Annotated in this window: 13 protein-coding genes and 1 pseudogene; 2 read left to right on the plus strand and 12 right to left on the minus strand. The window is 54.8% G+C overall.

Translation table 11 applies throughout. The annotated features are described in order from the left end of the window. Positions 1 to 37: 37 nt before the first annotated feature. Both L1071_RS13915 and L1071_RS13920 read right to left on the minus strand, forming a co-directional pair. On the minus strand, positions 38 to 913 hold the full coding sequence (locus L1071_RS13915; protein ID WP_246975943.1) for a LysR family transcriptional regulator: 876 nt from the start codon (positions 911 to 913) through the stop codon (positions 38 to 40). A 57-nt stretch (positions 914 to 970) separates the two neighbouring features. Further along, the gene (locus tag L1071_RS13920; RefSeq protein WP_246900011.1) at positions 971 to 1,318 is read right to left on the minus strand and encodes a putative quinol monooxygenase; all 348 of its coding nucleotides are present in this window, start codon (positions 1,316 to 1,318) and stop codon (positions 971 to 973) included. Positions 1,319 to 1,669: 351 nt separating this feature from the next. Here L1071_RS13920 and L1071_RS13925 point away from each other — a divergent pair, with 351 nt between their 5' ends. Then, entirely contained in the window at positions 1,670 to 2,506 is an 837-nt protein-coding gene (locus L1071_RS13925) for a hypothetical protein (RefSeq protein ID WP_246975946.1), read from the plus strand. A gap of 22 nt (positions 2,507 to 2,528) precedes the next feature. Here the strand turns inward: L1071_RS13925 and L1071_RS13930 are convergent, their stop codons facing one another. The 3 genes from L1071_RS13930 to L1071_RS13940 are packed head-to-tail and all read right to left on the minus strand — an operon-like array spanning position 2,529 to position 4,963. After that, positions 2,529 to 3,083: a DUF924 family protein gene (locus tag L1071_RS13930; RefSeq protein WP_246975949.1), complete on the minus strand. Its 555-nt coding sequence runs from the start codon at positions 3,081 to 3,083 to the stop codon at positions 2,529 to 2,531. A 25-nt stretch (positions 3,084 to 3,108) separates the two neighbouring features. Beyond that, positions 3,109 to 3,600 (minus strand): methylated-DNA--[protein]-cysteine S-methyltransferase, encoded by a 492-nt coding sequence (locus L1071_RS13935; protein WP_281504613.1) that lies wholly within the window; start codon positions 3,598 to 3,600, stop codon positions 3,109 to 3,111. 1 nt (position 3,601) lies between these two features. After that, positions 3,602 to 4,963 carry an AlkA N-terminal domain-containing protein gene (locus tag L1071_RS13940; protein WP_246975951.1) on the minus strand — a complete coding sequence of 454 codons (1,362 nt, stop codon included), beginning with the start codon at positions 4,961 to 4,963 and terminating at the stop codon, positions 3,602 to 3,604. A gap of 145 nt (positions 4,964 to 5,108) precedes the next feature. Between L1071_RS13940 and L1071_RS13945 the strand changes: the two genes are divergently transcribed. Continuing rightward, positions 5,109 to 6,215, plus strand: coding sequence for an AbrB family transcriptional regulator (locus tag L1071_RS13945; RefSeq protein ID WP_246975954.1), 1,107 nt, complete (start codon positions 5,109 to 5,111; stop codon positions 6,213 to 6,215). Between the two features lie 75 nt (positions 6,216 to 6,290). On the opposite strand, the gene L1071_RS13950 is transcribed toward L1071_RS13945, so the two are convergent. From L1071_RS13950 to L1071_RS13980, 7 genes and pseudogenes are all read right to left on the minus strand, one after another. After that, positions 6,291 to 7,058, minus strand: a complete 768-nt coding sequence (locus tag L1071_RS13950; protein WP_246975957.1) for a transporter substrate-binding domain-containing protein — start codon at positions 7,056 to 7,058, stop codon at positions 6,291 to 6,293. A gap of 298 nt (positions 7,059 to 7,356) precedes the next feature. Then, positions 7,357 to 9,828: a P-loop NTPase gene (locus L1071_RS13955; protein WP_246975960.1), complete on the minus strand. Its 2,472-nt coding sequence runs from the start codon at positions 9,826 to 9,828 to the stop codon at positions 7,357 to 7,359. A 133-nt stretch (positions 9,829 to 9,961) separates the two neighbouring features. Continuing rightward, positions 9,962 to 10,762 (minus strand): annotated as a pseudogene (locus L1071_RS13960) (IS3 family transposase); the annotation flags it as partial. Beyond that, complete coding sequence (locus tag L1071_RS13965) at positions 10,647 to 11,141, minus strand: transposase (RefSeq protein ID WP_246975963.1); 495 nt, start codon at positions 11,139 to 11,141, stop codon at positions 10,647 to 10,649. The gene L1071_RS13965 and the pseudogene L1071_RS13960, both read right to left, overlap by 116 nt. A 644-nt stretch (positions 11,142 to 11,785) precedes the next feature. Next, positions 11,786 to 12,385 carry a hypothetical protein gene (locus L1071_RS13970; RefSeq protein WP_246975966.1) on the minus strand — a complete coding sequence of 200 codons (600 nt, stop codon included), beginning with the start codon at positions 12,383 to 12,385 and terminating at the stop codon, positions 11,786 to 11,788. Positions 12,386 to 12,466: 81 nt separating this feature from the next. Beyond that, positions 12,467 to 13,159 (minus strand): hypothetical protein, encoded by a 693-nt coding sequence (locus tag L1071_RS13975; protein WP_246975969.1) that lies wholly within the window; start codon positions 13,157 to 13,159, stop codon positions 12,467 to 12,469. Between the two features lie 13 nt (positions 13,160 to 13,172). After that, the coding region (locus tag L1071_RS13980; RefSeq protein ID WP_246975973.1) for a Pycsar system effector family protein at positions 13,173 to 13,662 on the minus strand (490 nt) is incomplete at its 5' end.

Genomic DNA, 13,662 nt, shown 5'->3' on the forward strand with positions numbered 1-13,662 from the left:
GCAAAGATAGCTGCGTGCATGGTGCGGCGTGATGGAATCAGAGTGTCAGGCGGTCGACGAAGAAATCCAAAAAGGCATTGATGCGGCCGTGGAGCGCCGTATTGCGGTAGTAGACCGCTTGAATGGGTTCGTGGCGCTCGTGGGTGGCGGCGTCGAGTACCACCGTCAGGCGTCCTGCCTGGCGAGCGCCGCGCGTCAGGAAATCCGCCAGACAGGCGATGCCCACGTCGGCTTCGGCCATTTGTAGCAATGCTTCGCCGCTGCTCGAGGCGAGAGAGGGCTGGATGGTACGGCCGTCGCCGATGGGCCAGCGGTTGAGCTGGGTCAGATGCGTGAAGCCCAGTAGCACGTGATGCGCCAGATCCTCGACATGGCGTGGCGTGCCGTAGCGTGCCAGGTAAGCGGGGCTCGCCACCAGGCGTCTCCGGCTATGGCCGAGCGGACGGGCATGCAAGGTGGAGTCTTCCAGGCGGCCGATACGAATGGCGACGTCGGTGCGTTGCTCGATCAGATCGATGTTGGTCTCGTGGGTGGTCAATTCCAGGCGCATCTTGGGGTAGGCGGTATGGAATTCGGCGAGGTGGGGGACGATCTGATGCAGCAGAAACGGCGTGGCGGCGTCGACGCGCAGGCGCCCGGCGGGCTCGCGACGGCGCACCGTGAGCGCTTCCTCGGCGGTTTCCAGGGTACCCAGCGCCTGGCGGGCCTGGGCGATGAATGCCTCGCCTTCTTCGGTGATATCCAGGCGTCGCGTGGTGCGGTGCACGAGGGTCGTCTCGAGCCGCTTCTCCAGGCGCGAGACGGCCCGCGAAAGCCGCGCGGTGCTGGTGCTCAGGCGCTCGGCGGCGGCGGTGAAGCCACCGGCGTCGACCACGGCGAGCAACGCCTCAAGATCGTCCCAGCGGCTTTTCATGCCACCTCGCGATGTATGAAAGCAATGGCGGGGACGATCATCCGACGGTGCGGCGCGTTACAGCTTGGGGGCGTCGAAATTGGCCGGCTCATCGGTATACACGCAGACGTTGGCGTCTTCGACATCGCCGTCCTCGGCTTCGACGTAGTCGGCGAAGAAGGCCTGCACTTCGCGGCGCTGGCAATGCGCTTCGAAGGAGGCACGGTCGGCCCAGATCTCGTGAAAGACGATGGGATAGCTGGTGCCATCGGCGAACGGGTTGTCGATCTTCCGGGTCACGGTGTACTGGATGCAGGCGTCTTCGCGGTGCGCGTTGGGCTCGAGCGCCTGAAGTGCCTGAAAGACGCTCTCTTCCTTGCCGGGCTTGGGCTTGAACTGGGCGGTGCAATAGATCTTGCTGGACATGATGACCTCGTGAATGGATACGGATGAAGGCGTAGACGATATCATCTTGGTGTCTGGTATCGGTAGCGTGAGAGCGCATTGCGGGCTGTCGAGCGGCATGGCGTGGCGTCTTAATCCAAAGGCGTATTGAGCGCGCCAGCGCAATTGCTTATCAAGGAGGCACCAGTCACAGCCACGCGAGGTTGCCCCCATGCGCATCGTGAAACCGGATACCCTGCGCCATGCCCTCATCGTCTCCGCGATGGGCTCCGCCACCTTGCTGGTATCGGCGTTGAGCTACCAACTGCTGATCTGATGGCGCTCCGGCCGCCGAGCGGTTAGGGTCTGGGCATTGTCCCGGGAGCTTTCGTCATGTCGCTGTCTTCTCGCATGCCCCATTGCCGCTGGGCGGTGGCGGCGTTACTGATCTTGGCGCTGGTGTCGTGGCTCGGCGTCACGCACGACATGGCGATGGCCACGCTGGATGAGGCCCTGGCCACAGCATTCAAGAGCTTTGCCCTGGCCAAGGCGCTCAACGCGGCGATTTCGGTCATGCAGAGCGTCACCGCCGACGCCATGGTCTTCCAAGTGCAGTTCGGCCAGGCGTTGGACCCCGCCAACGATCTCGTCGAGCGTTTCTCGTGGATCATGTTTGCCTCCACGGCCTCGCTGGCCATGCAGAAGGTCTTGATCCAGATGGCCGGCCACGCGGTCATCAAGGCGCTTTTCTCGTTGAGTTGCCTGTTGCTGGCGGTGTCGCTCGTCTGGGGCCGTGGCGTTTGGCGTGAATGGGCCCGGCGAGCATTCCTGCTGATGGCGTTTCTGCGTTTCGCGGTGCTCATCGCGGCGCTGGCCAGTACCTGGATGGGCGATACCTTGATCGGCGATCAACGCGAGGGGCTTTACACGGCGCTGGATCAGGACCGCGCAGTGTTTCAGGACGTCGCCGAGACGCAGGCCGGCATGCGTGAAGAAGATGACGGCGTGTGGCAGCAGCTCAAGGATAAATGGGAAAGCGCCGTGGGCCATCCGGTCCGCGATCTGCTGACACGTCTGGATAGCATGACCGAGAACGTGGTCGCCTTGGCGGCGGTGTTCATCGTCCAGACGATCCTGTTCCCGCTGGGCTTTCTCTATCTAAGCTGGCGCCTGCTCGGCACGCTGACAGCCCCGCTGGCAGGGCGTTATCCCGTTGTTCGCGGCGCCTGATCGCAAGTACAGCTTACTCAATCTAAAAAGACGAGCCGGGCTGGCGTAAAAAATCGCGTTCTTCCGGCGTCGATTCCCGACCAAGTACCGCGTTGCGATGCGGATAACGGCCGAATCGCTCGATAATCGCCCAATGGCGCTGCTCGAAGTCCAGGTTGCGCTCCAGCCCCGGCTGATCGAAAAGCCGCAGAGCCTCCTGGTGGATCACGGGCGATTCGCTGTGCATATACGGCATATACACAAACGCGCGCTGTTCGGGCGGTAGTGTTTGATCGCCGCCTCGCGCGACCAGATGCTGGGCGAGGCTCAGCGCTAGCGGGTCCTGAGCGAAGGCCAGGGGCTGATCGCGGTAGATATTGCGCGAGAACTGATCCAGCAGCAGTATCTCCGCCAAGGCGCCGCGGCTACTTTGCCGCCAGGCGTAAAGCTCGCAGCGACACGCCGCATCGTACAGGGCCCCGAAACGCTCGGCGAGCGCCTGATCGAATGCTGCGTCCTTGTTGAACCACTGCTTGGGGCCCGCTTCAACGAACCAGAAATCCAGCACTTGCCGCGCCTGTTCAACATCTTGCGTCATGGCTCACCTCGGCTGATTGATACGCTTAACGCGTTGGAATGTACGTGCGCTCGAGCTCGAGCAACCAGGCCTTGCGCTCGAGCCCGCCAGCGTACCCGGTGAGTGTACCATCACGCCCGATCACGCGGTGACAAGGCACGACGATGGGCAACGGATTGCGCCCGTTGGCGGCGCCGACCGCGCGCATTGCCTTGAGGTTGTCGATGTCCCGGGCGATCTCCGCGTAGCTGCGCGTCTCCCCGAAAGGAATGCGAGCCAATGCCGCCCATACGCGTTGCTGAAAGGGCGTACCTTGAGGGTCGAGCGGCACGTCGAAGTCGCGCAGTTCTCCCTTGAAGTAGGCGCTTAGCTGCTCGCGGCAGGTCTCGGTGAGGGGCGAGGGCGCCGCCGGGATCTCGGTGCTGTCGACGAAGGCGATCTCGCGAATTCCATGCTCGCTGGCGAGGATGCGTAGCGTGCCCAGCGGCGAGGTCGGTTCGGGCGTGACATAATCGATAGCGTAGGCGGGCGTTGCCATATCAGCGACTCCAGAGTTGTAGGGTGAGATAACTGCGCCACGGCGCGGCAAGATCCGGCTCGAGTGTGTCCAGCGCCGCCAGGGCTCGCTTGACGCCCAGGTCGCCGCCCAGCCAGATATCGGGATGACTGGTGCCGCGCAGGGCGGCGTAATCGGCACTCCAGGGGCCGATGCCCTTTAGCGTGGTCCAGCAGCGAGGGTCATCCTCGAGACGCTGCTCGCATTCGGCTTGCGCCAGGCCACGCAGACAGTCACGGCGTGCCTGGGGCATGCGCAGAAACGTCAGGTCGCTGGCGGCGATGCGCGCGGCTGTGGGGAAATGGTGCCCGCCCTCGGCGGTGGGTTCGCCGAGCGCTTCGACCAGGCGGGTCGTATGTCTTTGCGCCGCCGAGACCGATACCTGCTGGCCGAGTACCGCGCGTACGCCGGCCTCAAAAGGGCTCCAAAGGCCGGGAAGGCGCAGCCCTTCGACGAGGGGAAACGCCTCCGGAAGCATCTTCTGAAGCTGGGCCTCGATGAGCGTCGTGTCGGCGTCCAGGTCGAGCACGCGGCGGATATTGCGCACCACCGGCGAGAGCGCTCCGAGGTCATCGAGCGTCAGCGTGACGCGAAAACAAGACCGCTCGGGCAGGTGCTTGGCGGTGAAATGGCCACGTGCCGCTCCCCACTGAATGTAACGTCCGTAGTGACGCTCGTCCTCCCATTCCAGCGTGTCGATGCGGCGCTCGGCGAGGAAGTCGCGCAGCCATTCCCAGGCGTAAGGCGGGCGATAGGCCAGCGTCAGTGTGAGGTCTTGGCTTGGTGGCCCAGGCGTACGTCGCAACTCACGCGGCGCGTGCCCCACCTGGCGGCGGAACGCATCATTGAAGCGCCGTAGGCTGGTGAAGCCGCTGGCGTAGGCGATATCGGCCACTGGCAGCGCGCTCTGGTGCAGCAACTGCTTGGCGAACAGGCACTGGCGATGCAGGGCGTAGGCCTTGGGTGAGACGCCCAGATGCTGCTGGAACAGCAGGCGCAGGTAGCGCTCGCCGATGCCGAGGCGCTCGCAAAGCGCGCCCAGGGAGGCTTGGCTCAAGGCACCTTCATCGATCAGCCGCAAGGCGCGGCGTAGCGTGGTGTGGTTGCCATGCCAGGCGGGCGAGTCCGGGGCGCTATCCGGGCGGCAGCGCAGGCAAGGACGAAAGCCCGCCTGGGCGGCACTTACAGCGCTGGGGAAATAGCGCACATTGTCGTCACGCGGCGGCCGGGCGGGGCAGATCGGCCGGCAGTAGATCCCGGTCGTGGTCACGCCGACGAAGAAGCGCCCATCGAAGCGAGCATCCCGCGACAGACGGGCCACGCGGCAGCGGTCGGGATCGAGCATGGCGAGGCTCCTCGAAGAAGTAACGCTACCAGTGTAACGCTTTGGCGGAACCGGACTCGCCGGATTCGGTAGTGATATGCGCGGGCGGTGCTCTCGTCGATATTACTTAGCCTGCTATAATGCGTCTCTTTTGTGGAGTCTCCCCTTGGCCCCTTATCCGTCCCCTGCGCCTTCTCGACCGTCATCTCCCCGCATGCGTCGTGCCGGGCTGTGGCTGGGCTTGTTCGTGGCGTGCTGCGTGGCGAGTGGCGTGCTCAACTATTGGCATATGCCGGCGGGCGGTTTCATCGGCCCGATGCTGGTGGGCATCGCCTTCGGTATCGGCGGCAGCGGCCTGCGTCTGCCGAGGCGTTGCTTCAAGCTCGGTCAGGGCACGGTCGGCGTGTTGATCGCGCACGCCATGACGATGAGCGTGCTGTTCACGATCCTCGATGGCTGGCTGGTGATGCTGCTGGCCACGGCCATTACTTTGCTGCTCAGTCTGCTGGTGGGGATCGTTCTGGTGCGTTACGGCGGGCTTCCTGGCAGCACCGCAGCCTGGGGCACTACGCCGGGCGCGGCGGCGGCGATGGTAGCGATGGCTGAGGAGCGCGAGGATACCGACCCGCGTATCGTGGCGGCGATGCAATACGTGCGGGTAGTGTGCGTGGTGCTCGTCGGCGCTCTGGTGAGCCATTGGCTGGGGGTGAGCGGTGCGCCATCGCGCAGCGGAAGCGGCTTGCCGGGCGACCTGGCCGGAGCGCTCGATCTGGCGATTACCTTGGCGGTCGTCGTCGGTGGGGTTTGGCTGTGTGATCGCCGCCTGCCTGCAGGCGCCTTGCTGGGGCCGATGCTCATCGGCACCGTGCTGCATCTCGGTGGCTGGGCGACGCTGTCGATGCCCGCGCCCTTGCTGATGCTGGCTTACGGCTTCATTGGTGTCTATGTGGGGCTGCGCTTCGACCGCGACGCGCTGGCGACCGTGGCTCGCTCGCTAGGCAAGATGGTCTTGGCCTCGCTGGTGCTGATCGCCCTATGCGCGCTCTCGGCGCTGTTGATGGTGGGGCTCATGGATACAGACTTCATTACCGCCTACCTGGCGACCAGCCCTGGCGGGCTCGACTCGATGACCATCATCGCCATCGACACGCATGCCGATGTGGGGCTAGTGGTGGCGTTGCAGACGTTGCGGCTTTTCACGGTGGTGCTGTTGGGGCCGGCGATGGCGCGTTTCATCGCGCGTTTCGCCCGGCCCGTGAAAGGTACGTCTTGAGCGTTTGCCGTAACGCAAAGGGGCGGCCCGAAGGCCGCCCCCATGGCGTCTGGCGTTAATTTGTAAAACGCCGCCTTACTTGGCTTCTTCAACGAAATACTTGTTGTAGAGTTCCTTGTAGGTGCCGTTGTCCTTCAGGGTCGCCAGCGCTTCGTTGAACTGGTCCGCCAGTTCCTGATCGCGCTTGCGGAAGGCCACGCCGAAGCCATCACCGAAGTACTTCTTAGGCTCGGTGATCATCTCGCCGACGACTTTATAATCGCCTTCATCGCTATCCAGCAGGGTGGATTTGCCTATCGGGAAGTCCAGGAAGGCGATGTCGACGCGACCGGCATCCATGTCGAGGACGAGATCGTCGGCGGTGGAGTAACGGCTGATTTCGGCATCATCGCCAAACATGTCGGTGACGTAATTGTCCTGCAAGGTCCCGCGCTGCACCCCGATGGTCTTGTCTTCGAGCGTCTCCTTGGCGGGGAAGTCGATGCTGCTATCTTCCGGCGTGAACCACGCGGAGGGCGGTGTGATGTAGGGATCGGAGAAGAGCACAGTCTCCTTGCGGGCTTCGTTGATGGTCATCGAGGACATGATCGCGTCGTACTTACGCGCCATCAGGCCCGGAATGATACCGTCCCACGCCTGCACGACCCACTCGCACTTCCTGTCGATCTCTTCGCAGATAGCGTTGCCGAGCTCGATATCGAAGCCGGTGAGTTCACCGTCGGCAGTACGGTATTCCATCGGCTCGTAAGGCACGTCGACGCCGATACGCAAGGTGTCCTGAGCGACGGCGCTGCCCGCCAGCAGGGCGCTACCGAGAAGGGTGATGGTCAGCAATTTTTTCATGGAAAGCTCTCTACGGAATTTGCAGTGTGTTGTTATGGAGCCGCCTCGTGAGCAGCCCTGAGTTTCACGTCTTGCAGCATAGCGAAGCGCCGCCGCGATGCCTAGCATCGCGTGGCTTGTCTAAAGCGCTGCTAGATAGGGTCAAAGTGGGGCATGCCCTTCCACCCCCTGATCAAGGATTGGCTTGCGGATGATGTGAGTCACATCCGTTAGAATTGAGTTGTTAACGCTTGCAGAAGGTGTAGTTTATTTCTCACGACAAAAGTAAAGAAATAAGCTATCGATCTTTCTGTATATGTTATATTTCGCTGTCAGAATTCCAAACCCCTGTCGAAGCATGTTTCAAAAGACGCCCATATGCTTCAGTAAGCCTTTTATCAGGGGTCAATCGAATTCTCCTCTCCAATTGCTCACAGTATTTTTTTGCAATCATACGAGCCATTGAGTTTCCTTCGGTTTTTATGGCAACCTTAGTATGTCCTTCCGCTAAGGTCACGAGTGGGTATGTGTCATTGCTCTTAATGGTCTTTTCTAGATGTTCAAGTTTTTCGATAGCTTTTGATAATAATTCATTTGATTTGGCTTTAGGCGTTTCATCAATAGATGCAATGATCAGCTCTTGCTGCGCAAGAGCATGAGAAGTATGGTCATGAGGGTAGGCTGTGTAAGCAGTCTGGAGTCGATCATAGGCTTCATTTTGACGCCCGAAGTCACGCATTGCTAGACCATACTGGAGCCAGAACAAGCCGTCGTTTTCAAAGTGCTTTTCATAATTTTTATATACACCAAGCACCCTTTCTTCATTGTCTCTTAAGACATCACCCAAGAATCGATGATTAATTATTGACTTGAATATTACTGCCTGAGACTTGTCTAAGTTTTTTACTACAGGGTGAGGATAAACTGTGAAAGATGAAAGCAAGGCTTTTATACACGACTCAAGTAGTTCCATGTCAACCACACCAGCAATAATTTGCCGTGCATACACTGGATGCCGCGCAATGAATCCTCCACCCTGATTGGAGATGATGCCGGATAAATCCTTACTAACCAAAGCTGGAGCTTCAGATATCCCTATTTCAGTTAGGGCTCGACTTATTAAAGAGTTGTTGGCAACCTGTCGATGGATTGTGCACAGGCTAACAAGAACTACCAAGCCTTTGCGTGAATTAGGTAAAGTTTCATAGTCCTTTGCTATAAGCTGTTCAAACCCGACCCCGGATGTGGCTTCCAATAATCCGATTAAGAGCTGCCGCTTAGATTTTTCTAGAATCTCAACTTTACGCTGCTTCTTGTTGATTTTAGATAATCTTGTCCAAGGGCCATAAAGTTCAATTTTATTTAATATCTTATCCGCATCCGAAGGGTTTATTTCAGAAAGCAGAAATTCTCCTGAACAGTATTCGTTTATATTTGGTTTTACACGACTTTGCCAAATATTCTGACCTTCGCAACCTATGATTATCCCTTTTTTAATCACCCCGCTAGAAAAGGCCTCTTTTAGGTCGTCACGGAATGTATCCAAGCGATCAATTATTAAGTAGTACTGGCTTTCGTTAGCGTCTTCAAGTGCAGTTAAGATGTCGCGAAATCTTTCTTGGGCCTGATCAATAAAATATACATTATTTTCTTTATCTTCTGATAGTTTGATTCCAGCTGCTTTAATAATAGTTGACTTTCCGCTTCCGGCTGGGCCATATAATGAAACAAAGAGTCCAGGCCTAGAGTTCTTGATTACAACATCATAAAACTCCGAAAGCGCATCTAGCTGTGCAGGTACATCGTCAAGGATATCGCGCCAAGACGGCTTAAATCCTCTATAAAAATCCCGTATAGTGCCGCTGTCAACTGTGGGGATACTCCTTTCTAAGTTGCTACGCGATACTGGTACAACCCCCTGTAAGAGCTTTGCGTAATCTTCTTTGTCTTTAGAAGAATGTAGTTTGAATAATTCTCGCAAAGATGGGTTGGCCGCAAACGCTATATCCAAAGGAGTAGGCTGTGGAGTGAGTTCTTGCTCTAGCCAGCTTACAAAATCGTCCAGGCCTGCGGAAAAGTGATCTAAGTTTAAGCTTCGGAGGCTCGCAATCTCTATTTCGGATGCTGATGGTGTGATTACATAGCTACGTGGAGCACCTGTTTTTACGATAGACCGATAATGCTCGATCTGGTGGTAGAACAAAGGCTCATTCAATTTTGTTCCAATAAATAAGAAAGTGTATTGAAAGAAATCAGCGCCCAGCTCCTTATACCACTGGGGCATTTGCGATGCAGACCTCCCATACTCTTGGGGGGAGAATATAAATCCGCTATCAGCACTATTGGCTGATCCATTTAACTTAACCAAGTCTAACCTGCTATATACAGCATCTTGGGTGTCAACGCTATCGTTTCGATTTCTAACCGATACTTTCTGGGGAGAATTTTCAAAAAAAGCACGCTCTAAGGAGTCGTCAATATTAGTAGTGTATATGCGTGCCCACGGGAAGTTAGCTAGGCTGAGATACTCTTTAGATGGAAGGCAGTTACAATAAACCTCCTTAAATAGATTATCCACCTGCTGAGGAACCGTGGACCTTGCAGCGGCGTATACCGTATTTAGAGGCTCTTTATTGTATTCCCATCCGGCTGTTGAGGCGATTTTCTTAGCAAGTTCTTCACCATCAAGCAATCTATCTTTATTCCGGGACATTGATGACTTGGACGCTCCGGCTCCAAGGAATAAAACCAATCGTCCATTGAGTAGAGCATTTTTTATTTGTGTGTTCATAATGTTTCCTCCTGATTTAAATAATGATCTGTTTTTCGAGTGTGACGTGAAAGTTTAGTTGCCCTCCGGAGAGACTAAAGCGCACGGTGGCGCCTTGATTGGTGGATGTTTCCCAAAAAGTAGATAAGTGCCATCAGTGCAAATCCTCAAATGCCAGCGGCGTCCTGTAACCAAGGCTGCTGTGGAGCCGTTGGGTGTTATAAAAGCCTTCAATATAGCGATTTATATTTTTCCGTAATTGCCGCATCGTCACGAAACTGGTGCCGTACAGCAATTCTCCCTTCGACGTCTTGAAAAAGGACTCAACCTCGGCGTTGTCCGTGCATTGGCCAGGGCGGTTCATGCTGTGACGTACCCTATGCTGTTTCAGCAATCGTTGCGTCTTTTGGGCCCGGTATTCGATACCTCGATCCGTGTGAAGCAATAAACCAGCGGCGGGACGCCGCGCTTCGAAAGCCTCTCGCAGGGTCGCTCTGGAGAAATCTGCATTCAGGCTCTCACCCAATCGCCAGCTCAGCACTCGACGCGAGAACAGATCCAGCACCACCGCCAGGAAGACGTATTTCGAACCCAGCTTGAGGTAGGTGACGTCGCTGCTCCACTGCTGATCCACAGCGTCCGGTGCGGGAGCCTTCAAACGGTGATTGGGCAGCGCTTTCAGCTCATGACGGCGCCTCGCCAAGCGCCGGTAGACGCGGGTAACGCGCGCCCTCATTCCCCATTGCTGCATCACCTTCGCGACCCGGTTTTTACCCACCGTGACGCCCTCACGGCGCAACGCCTGATAAACTCGCGGACTGCCGTATCGTCCCTCGCTGTTATCGTAGATCTTGCGGATCTGGGACAGCAGCATAGCTCGCTCGGACATTCGTTTGCTTGGCTTTCGGTTGACCCAGGCGTAGTAGCCGGAGCGTGAAATGCTGAGGTGCTGGCAAAGCGACTTTACACTGTATCGTTGCCGGTGTTTCCAGACGAACCGGAACGCTTCCGTCGTTCCTCGGCCTGAAAACGTTGAAACTTTTTAGGACGTCGTTTTCCTCCTCAAGCTCCGCAACCCGGCGTTTGAGGCGGGTGACTTCATCCTGCTCCCTGATCTTTTCCTTGGCCTCGGCAGGCGCTTTCTTAACCCGTTTCATGGCAAATTTTCCCTCTCGGTACTCCTTTCGCCAGCGTGACAGCATGAACGGGTGAATATCCAGCGCTTCCGCGACCCCTTGGACGCTTCGGTGAGCCTGGTGGCTCCACTCGACCGCCTTCACCTTGAACTCAGTGCTGTAACGTTGCGTCTTCTTCCCCGTGATTATTGCGGGCATCGGGTTTCTCCTACGTGGGAGTTATCGATGCGTGTCCACTAAACCGGGGGAAGTCCACCGCGCACTACAGCGACTGGTTATGGCTTTGCGCACTCGAGTAGCGCTTCCAAATGTGAGATGTCGCCGATACCCATATTTATATTGGAAAATAGTGTATCTACCTTTTGGTTGAACTTTTTGGAACAGCCGCGAGGTACGTAGGGCCTATATTCTTCAATTACCTGAGAATATTTTTCAACCTTATTTTTTAGTTCCGTTCTTAATGGATAATTCATATCAGTAGCGTCGCCAAAAGACTTATCAGGAAAGTCTCTTTTAAGCCTTAAAACTTCAGGAGCTATTGATGCTCTAAATTTTTATTTTGCCAGATTTGTAGCAGATACTTTGCTCACGTACCACGCGGAAAAGAAACCTATTATACCGCCAATAATTGTCGAGGACATCGTATAAATAAAATTAGAATTATCACATGCAAAATTTGCTATTTCTTCCATAAGAATCCTAGATATCTCTATTCGATTTTATCAATATTTAGATTATTTGGAATCCTGAGCGAGCTCTAATACTGAAAGCCATAACGCAAAGCGCACCGGTGGCCTTGGCGTAGCGAAGCGAAGACAAGGCCATCCGTGTGACGCGCATTGTTATGTCTTATCTGACACATTTAGATAAATCAAAGTACCACCAACTGAAAGGCTCAGAATACCAATAGTTATCGAAGTCCAGATAGCAGTCCATGTCGCTCGCATCTGGGACTTGAATCTTTTCTCATCGTCCGGGATAAAGCTATTTTCAACGAGGTGTTTCAATGGATGGGTTGGAATGATCTCTTTGTCATAGTACTCAGAAACTAAACCGGCGAGACTCTTGTCATTTAATTTCCAGTGATGCGCAGGAAGATCTTCCGCACCTTTACCGAATTCTATTACGTTTTCACTGGAGTCGGCTGGTTTGTATGTAATTACTAGATCATACTTCTCCAAGTAACGAAATAGTGCTACGTAGCTCAAGATCATCTTCGCAATGCTATCTTGACGATCGCCCATCCGCCTTACCTCGTCATCCGATGGCTCTTTGCCTATCGCCTCAAAGAGCAACTCGGCAGATAACGTCGTACGATCCATTGAGAACCGGACACCGTCTAGGCCACGATCATCAATCAGATTGACAATATTTCTTGAGTATCCGTTGCCTTTGACTAGCCGACGAATAATTACTTGCTCTTCTTCGCTAAACTTTCTCATATGATTCCATAGACATAACGCTTCAATAACTGGCGCTGCTTTGCTGCGTCCGGCGCCAAAGGCGCTAAGTTAATTGACTTGTTAAGAGATTCCCCACCACCAAGTAGATCTGTATATTGTGCGTTTCATGTCGGTCCACGTTACTTGTTCCCACATCGGCTTCCCTTTGGAGAATTTGATTGATTCATGCAGCATATCGTACACATCTGAACTTATTCTTGATGGGTAGGCATTGGATAAGCTACCCATCTTTGCAGCATGGTTAGCCGCTCTCCCAACCCATACCAAATCGTTTGATCCTCGTATTCCCGTGCGAGCAACAAAAAGCTTGGAGCTATCAACTGCTACAGTGTGTTTGACCTCGTACGCAGCTTCAGGATATTGCAACTTGAGCGCGGGATTAATTATATGAATCCTTGCATAATTGATTTTGAGAGCGGCTCTAGCGGCAGATGTATTTTTTGAGTCGCCTGTATATACAGCCATGATTCTATCACCGTCATAGGCGGTAATGTCGCCACCTTCTGAACGTATTATTTTCGCGGCGCAGTGAAGGAACGATTTGTAAACCTCTGCGGCAAATAAAGCCTTCTTTGAGTCCACTAGCTTTGTGGATTCAGACATGTCTGCATATAGGACAACACCATCTAGCTTTACAGCATCATTACTAAGCTTGAGATCACTTGGCTCAGGAACAACTTTCCCATCCCTCTCTGACCACTGCTCTTTAAATATCTTTTTAACTTGTGCGTCGAGATCATCCTTTAAAGACATTTCCGGTTCCTGGCTATACGTAAAGAAAATAGATTGCAAAAATCCAAGGCAATACGCTGAAAAATGTGAATATAAAAGCAAGCTTAACGTTCGCGTACTTTCTCCCTGCTATCTCTGCATTTCGGTACGCTTGTCCAAGTAAGTCATCTTGAATTTCTGAGTCGCTAGCCTTAAAGAAATTTTCTTTGAATTTCGTTTCTGATTGTTTCGAAATCCCCCCGAAAAATGCATTTGACTCTTTAGGCCCATCTAAACGAGGGAACATGGCAAGCGCCAGAAAACCCAAGCTAAGCAATATCGGAATAGCCGAAATGCTGCATGCAACAGCTGCAGGGATGGTCCATGCTGGAAGCACTTTAATTAATGCCGCCAAAAAACCTAGCATGGCAACGTTTATCGCGAATAATGGTGGCACCTTCGAATCAGCTGTTCTAACCCAGTCAAGCTGAAGTGCCAGTATTTTTTCTGCTCTTTCAGTATTCACTGAGTCTCCTATGTACTCT

The sequence above is a fragment of the Chromohalobacter sarecensis genome, from assembly GCF_023061135.1.
Lineage (GTDB): Bacteria > Pseudomonadota > Gammaproteobacteria > Pseudomonadales > Halomonadaceae > Chromohalobacter > Chromohalobacter sarecensis.

Coding starts and splice junctions, on each gene's coding strand:
- L1071_RS13915 (WP_246975943.1), bottom strand. CDS start 913: ATGAAAAGCCGCTGGGACGATCTTGAGGCGTTGCTCGCCGTGGTCGAC.
- L1071_RS13920 (WP_246900011.1), bottom strand. CDS start 1,318: ATGTCCAGCAAGATCTATTGCACCGCCCAGTTCAAGCCCAAGCCCGGC.
- L1071_RS13925 (WP_246975946.1), top strand. CDS start 1,670: ATGTCGCTGTCTTCTCGCATGCCCCATTGCCGCTGGGCGGTGGCGGCG.
- L1071_RS13930 (WP_246975949.1), bottom strand. CDS start 3,083: ATGACGCAAGATGTTGAACAGGCGCGGCAAGTGCTGGATTTCTGGTTC.
- L1071_RS13935 (WP_281504613.1), bottom strand. CDS start 3,600: ATGGCAACGCCCGCCTACGCTATCGATTATGTCACGCCCGAACCGACC.
- L1071_RS13940 (WP_246975951.1), bottom strand. CDS start 4,963: ATGCTCGATCCCGACCGCTGCCGCGTGGCCCGTCTGTCGCGGGATGCT.
- L1071_RS13950 (WP_246975957.1), bottom strand. CDS start 7,058: ATGAAAAAATTGCTGACCATCACCCTTCTCGGTAGCGCCCTGCTGGCG.
- L1071_RS13955 (WP_246975960.1), bottom strand. CDS start 9,828: ATGAACACACAAATAAAAAATGCTCTACTCAATGGACGATTGGTTTTA.
- L1071_RS13965 (WP_246975963.1), bottom strand. CDS start 11,141: ATGCCCGCAATAATCACGGGGAAGAAGACGCAACGTTACAGCACTGAG.
- L1071_RS13970 (WP_246975966.1), bottom strand. CDS start 12,385: ATGAGAAAGTTTAGCGAAGAAGAGCAAGTAATTATTCGTCGGCTAGTC.
- L1071_RS13975 (WP_246975969.1), bottom strand. CDS start 13,159: ATGTCTTTAAAGGATGATCTCGACGCACAAGTTAAAAAGATATTTAAA.